The following is a 16666-nucleotide window of genomic DNA, read 5'->3' as shown; positions in this document are numbered from 1 at the left end:
TTTGCCGGGTCGGAGTTGAAAAAAGGAGCCTCGGTTCATTCCCCTTCTCTGCGTGAAAATTGTGCCGGTATTCTCCGTTTTGAAAAACGTAATTCAAGTGATAAAATTCATATCGCAAGGATCGTCGAGCAACAAGGGGGCTTCTTATAACCTGAATTTTCAAGGAGGGGGAAATGAAACACGATACCCATATCTATATCGCGGCGAAGGCGATAGACCTTACCAGGCAGAGTGTGGATAACATCCGTACCGTGACGGGGAGGCATCTCTCAGGAACAAGCAAAAGCAGAGAGAGAAGGGAGTCGACAAAGCGGCAACGGATAATGAGGTATTACGAATCTTTTTTACGCGAGGCGACATGGGCACCGGACGACATTCTTGCCGATAACGACCCGAACCACATTTTCAAACTTTTTACCGACAAGGATTTTCCGGGGCACAACCTGAAGGAAAAGGATAAATTTGAATTGGACGGAACCCTTTATTACCGGTTTGGCGGGGCGCTTCCATATCATGTGGACCACCTGGCGCGTGTGATAGCGCACATGGGGAAGCTCCGCGATTTTAACGACCAGTTCGAATTACGCCAGATGATGTATCTCTACATGCTGATAAGCCATTACGTCACGGACGCGCATGTGCCGATGCATTGCGACCTGAGGGACGACCCTCCGAATGAAGGGAAGGATCAAGACCCGAGCCGCAGGAAAGGAACGGCGAAGCCGAAAGGGAAATACATGAAGAGCAGTTCACACGCGGAGGTAGAAGGAATATGGGACGACGCGGTGAAACCGGTGGCTGTTTTGGAAAAGATCATCGAGCCGGCGGACGAAAAACATGCGGCAGAACCGACGGAGCTTTCACCTGATGTTACATTCACGTTCAAGGACTGTAAAAAGGGGAAGATCATAGTCGTCAAGGATATTCCGAAAAACGGGCTTATGGATTTCATGATAGACGTTTGCATTAAAAGCAAGAAGAGGGGGGAGGAGATATTTCCAGTGGGCAACCCCGAGGTTATGGACAAAGCCGCGCTGAAAAGGCATACGAGAGAGATATTTGCCGATGCGATTGGAAACCTTATGTCGGTCTGGCGTCACATATGGGAGTCGCATACGGAATAACAGGAAAGGCGGCGGCATTGAGAGGAATGTATAAATGCTGTGTCAGAAAATGATGTTCACGGTCACGTAGGGGCCGTGCCATAAATCAAACCTGCCGAGCTCCATTTCAAGCGACGTTTCGGAGATGGTCTCTTCGTCTGTCGTGGATTGACCGCTGAAGATGAACGACGCCCTCGCCTTGTAACCGGCGGTAAGCGCGTAGCCGAGGCCGCTGTATTTCAGGAATGCCCGCTGATAGATGTAGCCCAGTTCCAGGTCGCCCTCCAGTACCCCGGCGACCAGCAAGTTTATTGTCTTTTCCGAATAGTCCTCTATTCTGTTCTCCCAGTCGCCAGACATCGCCGGGAAGGCGAATCCAAAGCCGATCTTCCCTGAGCTGTAGAACCGTTCAAGGTCGGTCTCGTACCGTTTCGCATATGCCAGTATGTCGTAACCTCCAACCAGTGTTAACTTTCTCAGGTGGAAATTTTCGTCGAAGATGACGTACTGGATGGTTTTGGTATAGTCGCTGAATCCTAAAACGGTAGGCATCTTGTAATCTGCCCAGTCTACCCCCCAGTAGAAGCCCCTTTCCTTCATAACGAGCGCGGCGAATTTCCTGTAGGCGGTTTCGAACTCCACGTCGGTGATGGTGTTGAGGATATTGTCGTTCAGAGTGGCTATTCCGTTTACCTTGCTCTCTTCGTAGTAAAGCCTCAACGAAGATTGCGGCGAAAAGAAATCATGGATGTCGAATGCTACCGTGAGGAATCGCGAAGCCTTCTTCACGAGTTCACCTTTCTTATCCGCTTCATTTTGCAGGTAGGTTATGGCGAGCTGCCTCTTGCCTATCCTCCCCTGGAAATACTGCGATTCGTATAGCGCGTCGGAGATGTCGTAGTCCGCGTTGTAAAGGGTTTTTCCGTTTTCTCTGATCTGGCTGTCGGCATTCCACGAAAGTTTGCTCAAACCGGCCCCGAGAAGGAATTCGTAAATTCTTTCAGAGGCGAAACCTGTCGCGTGCTCCGGAGTTTCTTCAGATAACGTTTTGAAATCTCCATCGAGCGGGAGGATGAAGTAGACATCCTTCTTTTCCGTGGAGTTCCAGGCCGTCACGTAGATATTCTTTTCTCCGGCATATACGCTGGGGTCAAAGCCAACGTTGCGGTCCTTCGAGTTGTACAGCCAGCCGTAGGAAATATCTTCATCCGAGATAGCTCCTGCGGCGAACACAATCCCCTTGTTGAAGCTGTTTACGTACTTGTAAACAGCGAGAGCGACATTTCCGTTTCCAAGCGGGTAAACGGAGAGCACCCCCTTGCGGTCACCCCTCCTTGAAAGGCGGATAGGGGTCACTTTCCATTTCTTCATGTCGGAAATCCATATGAAGTCGTTTTTACCGACGGCAATCACGGCGATATCGCCGGAAAGATTGTTATTTATCTCAACATGCTCGAATGGTATCTCGCCTGGAAGGGTAAGGTCTCCGTTGATGACTATCCCCTCGCTAGTTGCCTCCACAATCCCACCATCAGGCATGATGGTAATGACAGGTTCGGTAAAAATGGAGGCCAGTTTTATGTTACGTTTCGCAAAATGGTAATTGTATGCCGGGTAATTTTTCCCCTCGTCGTCCAGGAGAAAAGTTTCAGTGGAGAATATCTTGTTCCCCTTCAAATCCCTGCCGATAACGTACTGGTGCTCGACTACAGCATACGCGGCTGAACTGTAGCGGGCCTTTGTAGATATCGTTAGCGAACTATCTTCGCTTGTAAAGCTTTTTATGGTCTCCCCCTTGTGGTTTACCACCTTGTGATTGCAGAGCAGAAGGGGAGGGCAGCTGCTTTGCGTCTTTATGTCGGGGACTCCAATCGAATCGTAATAGGCTTCCGCGGTTTTCTTTCCTTCAATGGGGGGTGTGAAGGCATATTCGCCGACATCCATCGTAATGGTGGCGGTCAGCAGAACGGCGATCTTCAGCAATTCAAAGTCTCTCCAGTGAGATTGTTAATAAATTATTATATCCATATATCGAAGTTTCAGTCCCGCCATTTTGGGAAAAGGTAGCGCAGTAAATGCTGACTCAGCATATCCGCCCACCTCGGCATGGGGCTTTCGCGCGGATTGTCCGCGTCAATACACCTTTATGACGCGGCGTTCTTTAATGCTTTGACCTCTTTTTCGGAAAGATGACGGTAGGCGCCGAGCGGGAGGTTCGACAGCTTTATCGGCCCGAAGGCGACGCGGGAGAGTTTTACCACCGGATTGCCGAGCGTTTCGCAGACAATGCGGATGTGATGTTTTTTCCCTTCCGTGAGGTCGATGGTGAGAAAACTGTTGTTCCCCGAGGTGCGAACAAGCTTAACATCGGCGAAGCGGTATTTTATCCCTTCAAGGGTAATGCCGTAGCGCATACGGCTTAATGTCTTCTCGCTCACCGTGCCCCGTACCTTGGCATGATACTTTTTAATGATCTTAGACGACGGGCGCATCATCTTCTGGGCAAATGCGCCGTCATTCGTGAGGATGAGGAGGCCGGTCGTGTTGTAATCGAGACGCCCCACCGGACTTACCTTCTGTTTTATCTCCTTTGTTATGTCAAGTACCGTAGGTCTCCCTTCCGGATCGTAAGTAGTGCATAGCACTCCGGCAGGTTTGTTCAGGATGATATATGTTTTGGATACGGCTTTGACCTGCCGTCCGTCGCATGTGATCGAATCGGATGACGGATCGGCCTTGGCGCCCGGCTCGGTGACCGTTTCGCCGTTTACGGCAATCCGCCCCTCTTTTATCGCCTCTTCCGCTTTTCTTCTTGAAAAGAGGCCGGCGTCCGCGAGAATTTTCTGAAGCCTTGTCCCCTCGCTGCTATTTTTCCTTTTCTTCGTCCTCTTCTTCGTCGTCGTGTTCGCTATCTTCTTCTTCATCGTCTTCCAAGTCGTCATAATCTTCCTCTGCGGGCTCTATCATTGCCGCTTCTTCCTCTAGTTGAATGTCGTTTTCGTCCTTTTCTCCTGAATCTTCATCGATGCCGTCAAGCGCCAGGCTCGGCTGCGTGATCTCTTCGTCGAAGTTTTCGGGGAATTCCTTGAGCATCGGCATATCGGAAAGTTTTACCAGTCCGAAATATTCCAGAAACTTTTTTGTTGTGCCGAAGGTCATCGGTTTACCGGGCACCTTTTTGCGCCCCATCGTTTTTATCAGGGTCTTGTCTAGAAGTTTCCCTATTACGCCGGAACTGTCCACCCCCCTGATGTCTTCAACTTCCTGCCTTGTTATCGGCTGTTTGTAGGCGATTATGGAGAGGACCTCCAGCGCGGCATGGGAGAGCCTCGTGGAGCGTTCCAGCTTGTGGAACCTCTTAATGGTTTCCACATGCTCAGGTTTCGTGCGGAGCTGGTATCCTTCCGCTATCTCCACTATGCAGAGGGCGTGCCCCTCCAGTTTTTCATTGATCTCCTCGACTATTGAAGGGATGTTGCTGTTCTCCATACCCTCAAGAACAGATTTAATATTTTCAGCGGAGACTGGGCCGTCCGATACGAACAGGACCGCTTCCAGCGCTTGCGCTTCTTCACTCAGTTTCAAACTTGTTCCTCCCGGCTTTCGGATTCCTAATATTTATCATCATGCGTCTATCTCGTTGATAATCGCGCTTACAGTTTCAATTTCCCCCTCGCGGCTCTCGTCCCCCTCATCCTCCGATGCCTGCACCCAGATGGGTCCGAATTCCTTCTCCTGAAAAACCCGTATCATCTGCTGTTTCATGAGTTCAAGGAGGGCCAGGAGCGTTCCGACAAGCTCCATTTTCCCTTTTGCTTCCGAAAACAGGTCCTCAAACCTTGTGCGAGGCGTTTTTTCCAGCATTTCAAGAACATATGCTATTTTTTCCGTTATCGATATCTCTTCGAGCTTTATCTCGTAAAGCCCTTCTTCCCCCGCCTTTATTAGTATCTTCCTGAACGCCTCCATGAGTTTTGTCACCGATATCTCCTTGAGGTAGTCGGCGTCGTCTTCGTCCCACTCGGTGATGAATGTTCTGGCGAACGTGGAGTTCTGAATAAGTTCCTTCTCTCTCAATCCCTGGGCGGCTTCCTTGAATTTTTTATATTCGATGAGGCGTCTTACAAGCTCATCGCGGGGATCGACCCCTTCCTCCTCGCCATCCTCGGTCGGCACGACCGGGAGGAGCATTTTCGATTTTATGTATGTAAGCGTTGCCGCCATTATCAGCCATTCGCCTGCGACCTCAAGATTGAGCTGTTTCATATGCTCAAGGTGCTCGAAATACTGCTTTGTGATCTTGGATATGGGGATATCGTAAATGTTTATCTCCTGCTCCTTTATAAGGTGCAGGAGCAGGTCCATCGGCCCCTCAAAAACGTCCAGATGTACTTTGTAATCAACCATAGAATAAACCTGCTTATTATTAGGGGCGCATTATACACTTTATGGCGGTGCCGTGTTAGGATAATTCCAATTTCCAGGAGATATATAGGTAATGGACATATTCAGACAGTTTTGGGAAACATTTGATTTTAATGACTTGGCCGATCTGGCCCTATCCGGCAGGTTGCAGGAATATCTGTTATCGGGAACTTCGTTCGGGATAATTGGACTGTTTGCCCTGCTGATAGCGATGAGACCTACAAGGTATATCGGTACGCAAGGGGCCAAATGGACGCTAGGTGTTCTCATCTATGGTACAAGCGGCGTTGCACTGAAGAATTCCGACATATCCCAGGTAGGGCCGTTCGTTCTAGCTCTTGCCTTGGGACTTTCCGTTGTCGGCTATTTTATCTGGACGAGACTCATCAGGCAGGATTGACCGGGTGATCTTTTACAGCGGTTCCTGCGGACTTCAAAGGCTTCGACACCACACCATATGAAAATTCTGGTAACGGGTGGAGCCGGTTTCATCGGGTCGAATTTTGTCCGGCAATACCTTTTCCGGCACCCCGGCGATACGGTAGTAAATCTCGACTCCCTCACATATGCGGGGAACATGAAGAATCTCGATGACTTCCTCGACAGCGGAAACCACAAGTTCGTAAAAGGGGATATACGGGACGCGGCTAAGGTCGACAAAGCTATGAAGGGGATGGACGCCGTGGTTCACTTTGCGGCGGAATCCCATGTCGACAGGAGCATTGAGAACGCCTCCGAGTTTCTCCTTACGAATGTCATCGGCACCGGAGTTCTTCTGGAAGCGGCGAAGAGGCACGGCATTTCAAAATTTGTCCATGTCTCCACGGACGAGGTATACGGGTCGATCGAGAAGGGTGCATTTACAGAGGACAGCCCGCTCAAGCCGAGTTCTCCATACTCCGCCAGCAAGGCATCGTCGGACATGCTGGCGCTTTCATATTTTACGACCTTCAAACTTCCGGTTGTAGTTACCAGGTGCACGAACAATTTCGGGCCGTACCAGTTTCCTGAAAAGATAATACCTCTCTTCATCACGAATGCCGACGCCGGGAAAAAGCTCCCAATCTACGGCGACGGCCTCAACGTGCGCGACTGGATCCACGTTGAGGATCATTGCTCGGCGGTGGACACGGTACTTCAAAAAGGGGCGCCGGGGGAGATATATAACATCGGCGGTGGGAACGAGAAGAACAACCTGGAGATAACGGATATGATACTCCGCGCGCTCGGCAAACCAGATTCGCTGAAACTCTTCATTGAGGACAGGCCGGGACACGACAGGCGTTACGCGATAGATTTTTCCAAAATAAGCGACAGGCTCGGATGGGCACCGGAGCATTCGTTTGAAGAGGCTATCAACTCCACGGTGAAGTGGTATATGGACAACCGTTCATGGTGGGAAGAGATCAAATCGGGCGAGTACACCGGGTTTTACGAAAAACTTTACGCCGAAAGAATAAGCCGGGGGCGCTCCTGAAAACCTCGGCTTTATGAAGAAGGTGATCGTTACCGGGAGCAGCGGCGGACTGGGGAGCGAATTGTGCCGTCAGATAGAGGATAAATGGCCCGGGTCGTCTGTTCCTTTCGACAGAAGTATTGCCGATCTTTCCCGCGCGGACGAGATTGAAAAGGGGCTTCAGGACATCGGCGGTGAGGATCTGATAATACACTCCGCCGCCATGACCGATGTTGACGGATGCGAAAAGGATATCGAATCGGCCCGAAAAATAAATGTGCTCTCGACTCAATCTATCGCGGAGATGGCAAAAAAGAAGGGAGCAAGGCTTGTTTTCATCTCCTCGGATTATGTATTCGATGGTAAAAAAGAGGCTCCGTACCTGGAAGGTGACGCGCCAAACCCGCTGAACGTTTACGGAAGGACGAAACTTGAAGGGGAGAGGGTCACGGCGCAGCTGGATGATTCTCTCATTGTCCGCACGTCATGGCTCTACGGGAATACTGGAAAGAACTTCGTGAAGACAATGCTCGCACTCGGCGAAAAGGGCGGGCCGTTGAAGGTCGTAGACGACCAGGTTGGCGCGCCTACATATTATCCCGACCTTGCCGAGGCGATTTTAAAGATGGTAGAAAAAGAGGTGACCGGAACCGTTCATATATCGAATTCCGGTTCTTGCAGCTGGTATGAATTCGCAAAGGCGATTTTTGAGGAGAAAGGGATGGATGTAAAGGTTCTGCCTGTGCCGTCGTCGGAGTTTCCAAGACCCGCGAAGCGCCCCGCCAATTCCAGGCTAGACTGCGGCAGGTATGCCGGAATAGCCGGGAAGCCGCTCAGGGATTGGCGCGACGCGCTGAAGGAGTATCTGGGTGTTTAACTACCTTGTGAGGCGGCTTATCATGATGGTACCGATAATGTTCGGCATTACGATAATCACCTTTATTGTCATTCACCTCGCGCCCGGAGAACCTACCGACAGGATGACTGAGATGAATCCGAAGGCTTCCGCCGCGGCAAAGCAGAGGATGAGGGAGATGTACCACCTTGATAAGCCTCTGCATGTCCAGTACGGTCTCTGGATTTCGCGCCTCGTGGTGCTCGATTTCGGACGTTCCTTTTCTCCCGACGCAAGGCCGGTGCTCGACAAGATAGCCGAGAGGCTCCCTATCACGATATTCATCAACGTAACATCGCTCGTGCTTATCTTTATCATGTCGATTCCGATAGGGGTCTTTTCGGCGACGCATCCCGGCTCGGCGTTCGACAGGGGGAGCACTCTATTCGTCTTTATAGGTTTTTCCGCGCCCGGATTCTGGCTTGCGCTTCTCCTTATGATACTCTTCGGCGTTCAGCTCGGATGGCTACCCATCTCGGGAATAAGGTCTATTTACTACGAGCAGTACACCACATGGGGAAAGATAATTGATCTCGCCAGGCACCTCCTGATGCCGGTTTTGCTGTCGTCGCTCACCTCGCTCGCTTTTCTCTCCCGCATAACCAGGCAGAACATGCTTGAGGTCATACGGCAGGATTACATAACAACCGCGCGCGCGAAAGGGTGCCATGAAAAGAGTGTCTACTACCGCCACGCGCTAAGGAACGCCCTTCTCCCGATAGTGACGATAGTCGGCCTTTCGATACCGTCGCTCATAGGGGGGTCAGTAATATTCGAGACAATATTCTCCATCCCGGGGATGGGACAGCTCTTTTACGAATCTGTCATGTCGCGTGATTATCCGCTGGTCATGGGGATACTTGTTATCGGCGCAACGCTTACGCTTATAGGGAACCTCGTCGCGGACCTCAGTTACGCAATTGCCGACCCGAGGATAAAGTATGAGTAACGGCAGTTCAGGCTCATTCTGGAACCATGTTTGGAACCGCCTGAAGGGGGATTCATTTGCCATGACCGGAGGGGCGATCGTTCTGTTCCTCTTTTCGGTCGCCCTTCTTGCCCCGTTCATTTCACCCTATGATCCGTCCGACGTAAACACATCGATCCTGTTGGAGCCGCCTAACCTGAAGCACTGGCTTGGAACGGACGAGCTTGGCCGTGACGTATTGAGCAGGATGATCTATGGTGCGAGAATATCGCTGATGGTAGGCTTTATCTCGGTTGGAATAGCAACCGTTATCGGGATAATCGTCGGCGCCATAAGCGGATACTACGGCGGTCTTGTCGACGAAGTAATGATGCGTTTCGTCGACGTGATGCTCACCTTTCCGACATTCTTTCTTATCCTGGCGGTTATCGCGATGCTTGAACCGTCCATCGTGAATGTCATGATAGTCATAGGGCTTACGGGGTGGATGGGTGTCGCGCGCCTGGTAAGGGCGGAGTTCCTTTCATTGAAGGAGAGGGATTTTATCCCGGCGGCGAGGTCGATAGGGCAGAGGGACATAATAATCATTTTCCGCCACCTCCTGCCGAATGCCATGGCTCCGGTACTTGTATCGGCTACTCTCGGAATAGCTGGGGCTATTTTGACTGAATCCGCCTTGTCCTTTCTCGGTATCGGGGTTCAGCCACCCACGCCGAGCTGGGGGAGCATCCTTACGGAAGGGAAGAACTATATCGAGTTCGCCTGGTGGCTATCTGTTTTTCCAGGGCTGGCAATACTCATAACAGTGCTCGCGTACAACCTCCTCGGCGAATCGCTGAGAGACGCGCTTGATACGAGACTTGGGTGATAACGGGAGTTTTTTAAAACTGAGTGAGGGGATGTATGGTGAAGCTGATGAAGATCTATATTTTTGCTTTTTTGGTTCTGTTTTCCTATGGATGCGCCAGTACACTCGGGTACAGGGAAAAACCGAACGATGTCAAAAAGATGTCTGAGATATCGGTTCTCATAGACGTCTCCGTTGCAAAGGATATCCTCGGGCTGAAAGACATGGTGGATGTGCCGGAAAATCTCGATATGGGCAACGATTCAGCCGGAAAAATTGCCGGGAAGCTGAAAGAGGCTGGATATAAGACTGGAAAAACAGAAGTAGCATCCATAGGCGCGACATTCAACGGGTTCACGGAATACAAAGTGATATATGATCCTTCCGAGCGGTCAGTATCGAGCATCAAACATAAAACTTCCATCCCGCCGTTCTTCATTGAAACCGCATACGATGACAATGAAAAAGTGAGGGAGAGATTGCTGGAACTGCATAAAGGGCTTTTGAAGAGGGACGCGGAGTCTATCAAAGGGTCAAAATCGCTTGGATTCATAAGCGACGGTCTCCTGGTCGTCCAGGAAGGGGGGTTTGTCGATTCATGGGGTAAAAAGGTGTTAAAGGGAATTTACAACTTTTTCATCGTGATTTTCAGCGGGGGAAAAGCCGATGGGGATATGAAGTCGGAGGACGGCATGTGGATACGGATGTACCTGATAGAACTGAAATCGGGAGAGGTCGTATGGGCCGGCGCGGAGGAGACCAGCTCATCCCCGACTATGCCAAAGATGGGAAAACTTGCCAAAAAGGTGATGAAAAGATTCCCCACGAAGCAGTAAAACCGTTTTCCCGGTTCCTCAAAAGCAGGATAGCTGGAAAAATTTATATACAAATGATAAATTTATATCTTGTGGAAATGTTCTTGCAGTAAGCAACAATATTATCTTTGAGGAGTTTGTTATGAATCCCGCACACGTACACTTGGCATTAAATCATATTCCGGTAATAGGCTCGCTGTTGGGCATCGGCATCCTGGCTTACGCGTTCTATGCGAAGAGCGAAGAACTGAAGAAATTCAGTTTCACCTTCTTTGTCGCGATAACTTTATTGAGCTTTCCGGCCTTCTTCTCAGGCGAGGCTGCAGAGGAAAAGATTGAGAAGATGGCTGGCGTAGAAGAGAAGTACATTGAGGAACATGAGGAGGCGGCAGAGGCGGCATTTATAGCCGTGCTTATCCTTGGCGCGCTCGCTGGCGCAGGTCTTTTCAACCAAAAGAACAGTGGAAAACTTCCAGCATGGTCAATGAACGGCGTGATCGCGATGTCGATCATTACCCTTCTTCTTATGGGGCGCGCTTCCAGCCTTGGCGGTGAGATAAGGCATCCCGAGATCAGATCCGGCGGCTCCGCAATGTCGGGGCAATCAATGGAGCATGAAGGTCATGAAAGCGGGGAGCATCAGCACTAATAGACATTTTAAAGTACCGTAGAGATTGATTGCCGGGTGTTCCGCGTGACTGATAATCCGCGGGACACTGGAAAAGTGCCTATTCCCTCCATCTGCTACTGTTTGGGGAATTCACTGACGGCCGGTTTTGCGCCCTGACCCGGTCGTTTCTGAGGAGATAGTTATGTGTTGGGGGTGGCATTTGACTCTCCCCTTTTGTAGAATAGCCGTGGATTGTTAACGGGTTTCGACCCTTTCTAATTATCCCTTGAATAGTAAACATGTTTTGTAGTGAAGAGGTGCAGGAATGAAGGTAAGTATCAGGTTGTTCGCTCAACTGGGACTCCTGTTTATGTTGTCCGTTTCATATCCATGCCTGTCTTTTGCTGAAGAGCGGTCCGGCAAAACGGGAGATAATGGAGGTTCCGATGAAGCGACGCTTGCCATAAAAAAGATGGCGTCTCTCACGCTGATGGGGGATTCCGCCGTGCTTGACGGTGTAAGGAACGATTATATAGATATCCCCTTCAACCGGAAGGTTAGCTATGAAGTGGTGAAACACATCTCCTATGTCCTTCGGGAGAAGGGGTATAGCATATCCAGCACCCTGGATTCCTCGGTAGGGGCATGGCTCGACAATAAAAACGTCCTGAAACTCAAAACAGGTGAGACGGAGCAGGGGATCGTGCAGGGGGAGGAAGAACAAGTTCCGCCGCTTTTCATAAATTTCCCTTTCTCACGGGATAGTGAAAAGGAGTCTATCCTGATAAATTTCCACAGGAATCTTCATAAGGGAAACCAGAACTATTTCACGGAGGCGGGCGAGCTCGGGATCGGAGGGGACGCAGTGATGGTATTTCACATTTCCGGGGAGGTATTTTCGACCGATCCAAAGGTGGGACATGGACGGTCCGCTATGAGCGCCTTTCTCATCAACCTCAAAACGGGTGAAAGGTTATGGGAGAAGGTGGTTACGGCGAACGATTTAAATCCTACCATCAAGAACTTTCTGGAGGTTTCAGACAGGATAATGGCCGATTTCCCGGACCACTGGTGACTGCGGCATATCTCTCGCCTTAAGGCTTGTTCATGGCAAAATATTCATAGCGGGCCATTTCGGCTTAGCATATAATTCGCCAATGCATAGAAAAGACAAGGAAATTACAGATATTTCAGAAATGGAATCGGTGATAAAAAGCGCTGAGATCTGCCGGATAGGCCTTTGCGACGGAGATATGCCGTATGTCGTACCGGTTAATTTCGGGTACAGGGAGATGAAGGTTTATGTGCATTGCGCAATAAAGGGGCGAAAACTCGACATTATCGCCGCAAACAGCAACGTATGTGTTGAGTTTGAAACCGGGTATGAACTCGAAAGAAAAGGTGATATCGCGTGCGACTGGGGGGCGAAATATAAGAGCGTTATAGGCTTTGGCACGGCTGAGCTGGTAGAGGATACAGAGGAAAAGCTGGAAGCTCTCAAGATACTGATGGCGCACTACGACAGCCGTGAATTTGTATTTACAGAAAAGGAAACCAGCAAGGTAGCGATAATAAAAATCAGTTTAAGTGAGATAACCGGGAAGAAAGCGCACTATTAAAAATCCTGGAAGGGATGCGTGAAGTTATCGGTGTACATCAGCGGTTTATAAAAAAAGTAAGGGTTTTTTTATAATAGAATCTCTTTAACCTTGGATGCATAAAAGATACAATTAGAAAATTATGGCATTTATAGTTCAGAAGTACGGAGGAACGTCGGTAGCTGATGTCGAGCGGCTGAAAAAAGTCGCAGACAAGGTTGCCTCAAGAAAGGCGGAAGGGAACCGCATGGTGGTCGTTCTTTCCGCGATGGCGGGGGAAACCAACTCTCTTGTCGAACTGGCAAAGCAGGCGAGCGACAATCCGGATGAAAGGGAGATGGATATGCTCCTCTCTTCCGGTGAAAGGATAACCATCCCGCTACTGGCGATGATCCTGAAATCGCGCGGGATAGACGCAATTTCGCTTACGGGGAGGCAGTCCGGCATATTCACAGATGGAGCGCATACCAAGGCGAGGATAAGGAACATTGATACAAAGAACATATTCAAATGGCTTGAGCGGGACCATGTGGTTGTTGTAGCCGGTTTTCAGGGGTACAGCGAGGAGGTTGATTCGGTCACGACGCTCGGCAGAGGGGGATCGGACACAACCGCGGTTGCGCTTGCCGTGGCGCTGAAAGCGGATCAGTGCGAGATATACACCGATGTGGATGGAGTATTCACGACCGATCCGCGAATCGTTCCCGAAGCGAGACGGATCGACAGGATCTCGTACGAAGAGATGCTGGAGATGGCGAGTCTCGGCGCGAAGGTATTGCAGACCAGGTCGGTTGAGTTTGCCGCGAAATATAACATGCCGATTCTGGTAAAATCATCTTTTACAAACGGACCCGGTACATGGGTAACAGCGGAGGAGCCTTCTATGGAAGAGGTTTTGGTTTCAGGGGTTGTGTACAACAAGGATCAGGCGAAGATCACCATTGCAGACGTACCCGACAAACCGGGTTGCGCCGCGAAGATCTTCGACTCGCTGGCGCATCACAACATAAACGTTGATATGATAATTCAGAACGTAGGGGAGAAGGGGCTTACAAGTATTTCTCTTACGGTTCCCAGCGACGAGTCGAAGAAGGCTCTTTCTGGACTGAAAGGGGCGGCAAGTGAAATCAAGGCCCGCGAGGTTCTGCTGGAAGAGAATGTCGGTAAGGTTTCCATCGTCGGCGTCGGCATGAGGAGCCATACCGGTGTTGCGGCAAGGATGTTCCGCCTTCTGGCTGATGGCGGGATAAACATCCAGATGATATCGACGTCCGAAATAAAAGTTTCGTGCGTAATAAGGAAAGACGAAATAGACAAGGCGGTAAAACTGCTTCATGACGGTTTTGAAATGGAGAAAGAAAAAACGGTAAAGTGAAAGCGGCAAGGCAGATACTGATCTATGATTCCACACTGCGGGACGGGAGTCAGGCGGAAGACGTCTCCTTCTCGCTGGAGGATAAACTCGGTATAGCCAAGAAACTTGATGACCTCGGTTTCCATTATATTGAAGGGGGATTCCCCGGCTCAAACCCGAAGGACGAGGCGTTCTTCAGGGAAGTAAAAAAGCTGAAGCTTAAAAACATCAAGGTCGCCGCTTTTGGAAGCACTCACAGTCCGAAGTTCACCCCTGCAAAGGACCCTAACCTGAAACTCCTCGTAGAATGCGGCGCACCCGTTGTAACGATCGTCGGAAAAAGCTGGGACCTCCATGTAACCGACGTGCTTAAGGTCAGCAGAGACGTCAATCTTGAGCTGATAGCAGGTTCCATTCGCTATCTCAAATCGCGCGTAAAAGAGGTGATGTTCGACGCGGAGCATTTTTTCGACGGGTACAGGAGCAATCCAGATTATGCCGTAAAAACGCTGAAGGCGGCGCTGGACGCCGGCGCCGACTGGGTGATCCTCTGCGACACGAACGGCGGTTTCCTCCCTCACGATGTGGGGGATATTGTCGCCGATGTCATAAGCAAGGTCGACGGCAAGGTGGGGATACACTGCCATAACGATACCGATACCGCGGTGGCGAATACGATAGCCGCCGTCAGGGCAGGCGCGTTGCAGGTGCATGGAACGATGAACGGAATAGGGGAGAGGTGCGGAAATGTCAATCTCTGTTCCGTGGTTCCGGCGCTTCAGCTGAAAGCGGGGTATGACTGCATCTCACCCTCAAACATGAAAAAAATGAGGGAAGCCTCTCTCTATGTGTACGAGATGGCGAACATGAGGCACCGCATCCATCAGCCGTATGTAGGGGATTCAGCGTTTGCCCACAAGGGGGGACTGCATGTCGACGCGGTTCTGAAAAATTCGAAAACATATGAGCATATTGCGCCGGAAATGGTCGGCAACAGCAGACGCATTCTCATATCGGACCTTGCCGGGAAGGGGAGCATTCTTGCGAAGGCGCGCGAGTATGGTATAGATATCGAGTCGGGCGACCCGGTAGCGAAAAGCATTGTCGCGAACATCAAGGAACTTGAAAATCAGGGTTTCCTTTTTGAAGGGGCGGACGGATCGCTGGAGATATTAATGAAAAAGGCCAAGGGTGAATGGGAAAAGAAATTCGACGTTCTACGGGCAAGAACGATAGTTTCCATCTCGTCCGACCAGATGACACCTTTCAGCGAGGCGGTGATAATGGTAAGGACCCCTGACGGAGAGGTGCATCACGCGGTCGCGGAAGGGAACGGGCCGGTAAACGCGATGGACAGGGCCATCAGAAAGGCTCTTACAGACTATTATCCCGAACTTCGCAACATCCGTCTCCTTGATTTCAAGGTGCGCATACTCGATGAAACATCCGGTTCAAAGGCGAAGACGCGGGTTCTCATAGAATCCGGCGATGATTCCGGCGGCAAGTGGGGGACAGTAGGTGTTTCGGAAAATATCATCGAAGCAAGCTGGCAAGCGCTATTGGATTCCATTGACTATCTTCTCCATAAGAAAGGGAGCAAGGGAGCAAGGAAAGGAGGCAGGAAGAAAAGATGAAGTATTCACACTTCGCGATAACGGACGTTGGGAAACGGCGAACTAACAACGAAGACTCCGTATTGGTGAATGTGAATTTGGGGCTCTACCTGGTAGCTGACGGGATGGGCGGTCACGCCGCGGGGGAAGTTGCCAGCAAACTCGCGTTAAAAACTATCGAGTCCTTCTTTCTCGAAAATCCCAACATAACCGAAAAGGATATCAACAAGCGCCACTCGTTTCCCAAAGACATGGTGCTTCCGGAAAAGAAGCTCGCCCTCTCAATAATGATCGCAAACGACGCGATAAAGGAAGCTGTTACAAAAAAACAGGAACTCATGGGGATGGGGACTACCGTGGCAACCATGCATACAGCGCTTGGGCTTCTGTTCCTGGCGCACGTTGGCGATAGCCGAATATACAGGTTCAGGCGAAACCGCATCTTGAGAATGACTGAAGATCATAACCTCTTCGAGCAGGAGTTGAAAAAAAACATATATTCCAGGACCGAGCTGGAAAAACTTCCGCACAGGGACGGGCTTGTGAGGGCGCTTGGTCATATGGATAAGGCAAAAGTGGATATCAGCATAGCAACACCAAGAAAAAATGATCTGTTTCTGATCTGCAGCGATGGCCTCACCAATATGGTTGAGGAGGAACAGCTTCTGGATATACTGATGTCGTACCTGGACAACCTCGAAGAGTGCGGTCATCTCCTCGTCAGGATGGCAAACGAAAATGGCGGAAAAGATAACATAACGCTTATTCTCCTAAGAGCCGACGGCTAGATTTAAACAAAGAAAAACATACGTTTTAGCCGGCTCATCCAACTAAGAAAAAGGCTTAAAAAGGCCAAATAAAATGTAAAATTATAGACAGGGAAAACTATCGTTGAAATGTACGAAAGACGTGCATAAAAATGTAAACAATTGTAAGTGCCTGTAAAATATACGAATACCACTGTCGATACCGAGATATTATGCAAGGGAATTAAAATAATTTTTGTTAGAATAAATTAATTT

The 16666-nt window shown here is 50.0% G+C and carries 17 protein-coding genes; 13 read left to right on the top strand and 4 right to left on the bottom strand.

The window, feature by feature from the left end; genetic code table 11:
• The first annotated feature begins 173 nt into the window (after positions 1–173).
• Positions 174–1124, top strand: a complete 951-nt coding sequence (locus OEY64_04105; protein MDH5542130.1) for a hypothetical protein — start codon at positions 174–176, stop codon at positions 1122–1124.
• A gap of 42 nt (positions 1125–1166) precedes the next feature.
• Here the strand turns inward: OEY64_04105 and OEY64_04100 are convergent, their stop codons facing one another.
• The 4 genes from OEY64_04100 to OEY64_04085 all read right to left on the bottom strand — a co-directional run bounded on the left by OEY64_04100 (position 1167) and on the right by OEY64_04085 (position 5510).
• Positions 1167–3086 (bottom strand): hypothetical protein, encoded by a 1920-nt coding sequence (locus tag OEY64_04100; GenBank protein MDH5542129.1) that lies wholly within the window; start codon positions 3084–3086, stop codon positions 1167–1169.
• Between the two features lie 161 nt (positions 3087–3247).
• Positions 3248–4045: an rRNA pseudouridine synthase gene (locus OEY64_04095; protein ID MDH5542128.1), complete on the bottom strand. Its 798-nt coding sequence runs from the start codon at positions 4043–4045 to the stop codon at positions 3248–3250.
• Positions 3969–4688, bottom strand: a complete 720-nt coding sequence (scpB, locus tag OEY64_04090; GenBank protein ID MDH5542127.1) for an SMC-Scp complex subunit ScpB — start codon at positions 4686–4688, stop codon at positions 3969–3971. The genes OEY64_04095 and scpB overlap by 77 nt, the downstream gene beginning before the upstream one ends.
• Positions 4689–4727: 39 nt before the next feature.
• A complete protein-coding gene (locus OEY64_04085) occupies positions 4728–5510 on the bottom strand; it encodes a segregation/condensation protein A (protein ID MDH5542126.1) in 783 nt (260 codons plus the stop codon).
• 91 nt (positions 5511–5601) lie between these two features.
• On the opposite strand from OEY64_04085, the gene OEY64_04080 reads away from it, so the two are divergent.
• The 12 genes from OEY64_04080 to OEY64_04025 all read left to right on the top strand — a co-directional run bounded on the left by OEY64_04080 (position 5602) and on the right by OEY64_04025 (position 16432).
• Positions 5602–5928 (top strand): hypothetical protein, encoded by a 327-nt coding sequence (locus OEY64_04080; protein MDH5542125.1) that lies wholly within the window; start codon positions 5602–5604, stop codon positions 5926–5928.
• Between the two features lie 57 nt (positions 5929–5985).
• On the top strand, positions 5986–7005 hold the full coding sequence (gene rfbB, locus OEY64_04075; GenBank protein ID MDH5542124.1) for a dTDP-glucose 4,6-dehydratase: 1020 nt from the start codon (positions 5986–5988) through the stop codon (positions 7003–7005).
• Between the two features lie 13 nt (positions 7006–7018).
• The gene (rfbD, locus tag OEY64_04070; GenBank protein MDH5542123.1) at positions 7019–7861 is read left to right on the top strand and encodes a dTDP-4-dehydrorhamnose reductase; all 843 of its coding nucleotides are present in this window, start codon (positions 7019–7021) and stop codon (positions 7859–7861) included.
• Complete coding sequence (locus OEY64_04065) at positions 7854–8828, top strand: ABC transporter permease (GenBank protein MDH5542122.1); 975 nt, start codon at positions 7854–7856, stop codon at positions 8826–8828. Before rfbD ends, OEY64_04065 begins: the two co-directional genes overlap by 8 nt.
• Positions 8821–9675 (top strand): ABC transporter permease, encoded by an 855-nt coding sequence (locus tag OEY64_04060; protein MDH5542121.1) that lies wholly within the window; start codon positions 8821–8823, stop codon positions 9673–9675. Before OEY64_04065 ends, OEY64_04060 begins: the two co-directional genes overlap by 8 nt.
• A gap of 47 nt (positions 9676–9722) precedes the next feature.
• Entirely contained in the window at positions 9723–10490 is a 768-nt protein-coding gene (locus tag OEY64_04055) for a hypothetical protein (GenBank protein ID MDH5542120.1), read from the top strand.
• A 121-nt stretch (positions 10491–10611) separates the two neighbouring features.
• A complete protein-coding gene (locus tag OEY64_04050; protein MDH5542119.1) occupies positions 10612–11118 on the top strand; it encodes a hypothetical protein in 507 nt (168 codons plus the stop codon).
• 286 nt (positions 11119–11404) lie between these two features.
• A complete protein-coding gene (locus OEY64_04045) occupies positions 11405–12154 on the top strand; it encodes a hypothetical protein (protein MDH5542118.1) in 750 nt (249 codons plus the stop codon).
• Positions 12155–12236: 82 nt separating this feature from the next.
• On the top strand, positions 12237–12698 hold the full coding sequence (locus tag OEY64_04040; protein ID MDH5542117.1) for a pyridoxamine 5'-phosphate oxidase family protein: 462 nt from the start codon (positions 12237–12239) through the stop codon (positions 12696–12698).
• Positions 12699–12819: 121 nt separating this feature from the next.
• The gene (locus OEY64_04035; GenBank protein ID MDH5542116.1) at positions 12820–14052 is read left to right on the top strand and encodes an aspartate kinase; all 1233 of its coding nucleotides are present in this window, start codon (positions 12820–12822) and stop codon (positions 14050–14052) included.
• Entirely contained in the window at positions 14049–15665 is a 1617-nt protein-coding gene (gene cimA, locus OEY64_04030; GenBank protein ID MDH5542115.1) for a citramalate synthase, read from the top strand. Before OEY64_04035 ends, cimA begins: the two co-directional genes overlap by 4 nt.
• Positions 15662–16432: a protein phosphatase 2C domain-containing protein gene (locus tag OEY64_04025; GenBank protein MDH5542114.1), complete on the top strand. Its 771-nt coding sequence runs from the start codon at positions 15662–15664 to the stop codon at positions 16430–16432. The genes cimA and OEY64_04025 overlap by 4 nt, the downstream gene beginning before the upstream one ends.
• Positions 16433–16666 lie beyond the last annotated feature (234 nt).

This window comes from Nitrospinota bacterium (assembly GCA_029881495.1).
Taxonomy (GTDB): Bacteria; Nitrospinota_A; UBA7883; order JACRGQ01; family JACRGQ01; genus JAOUMJ01.
Note: the sequence above shows the minus strand (reverse complement) of the source record. Positions and strands in the feature narration are given on the sequence as shown.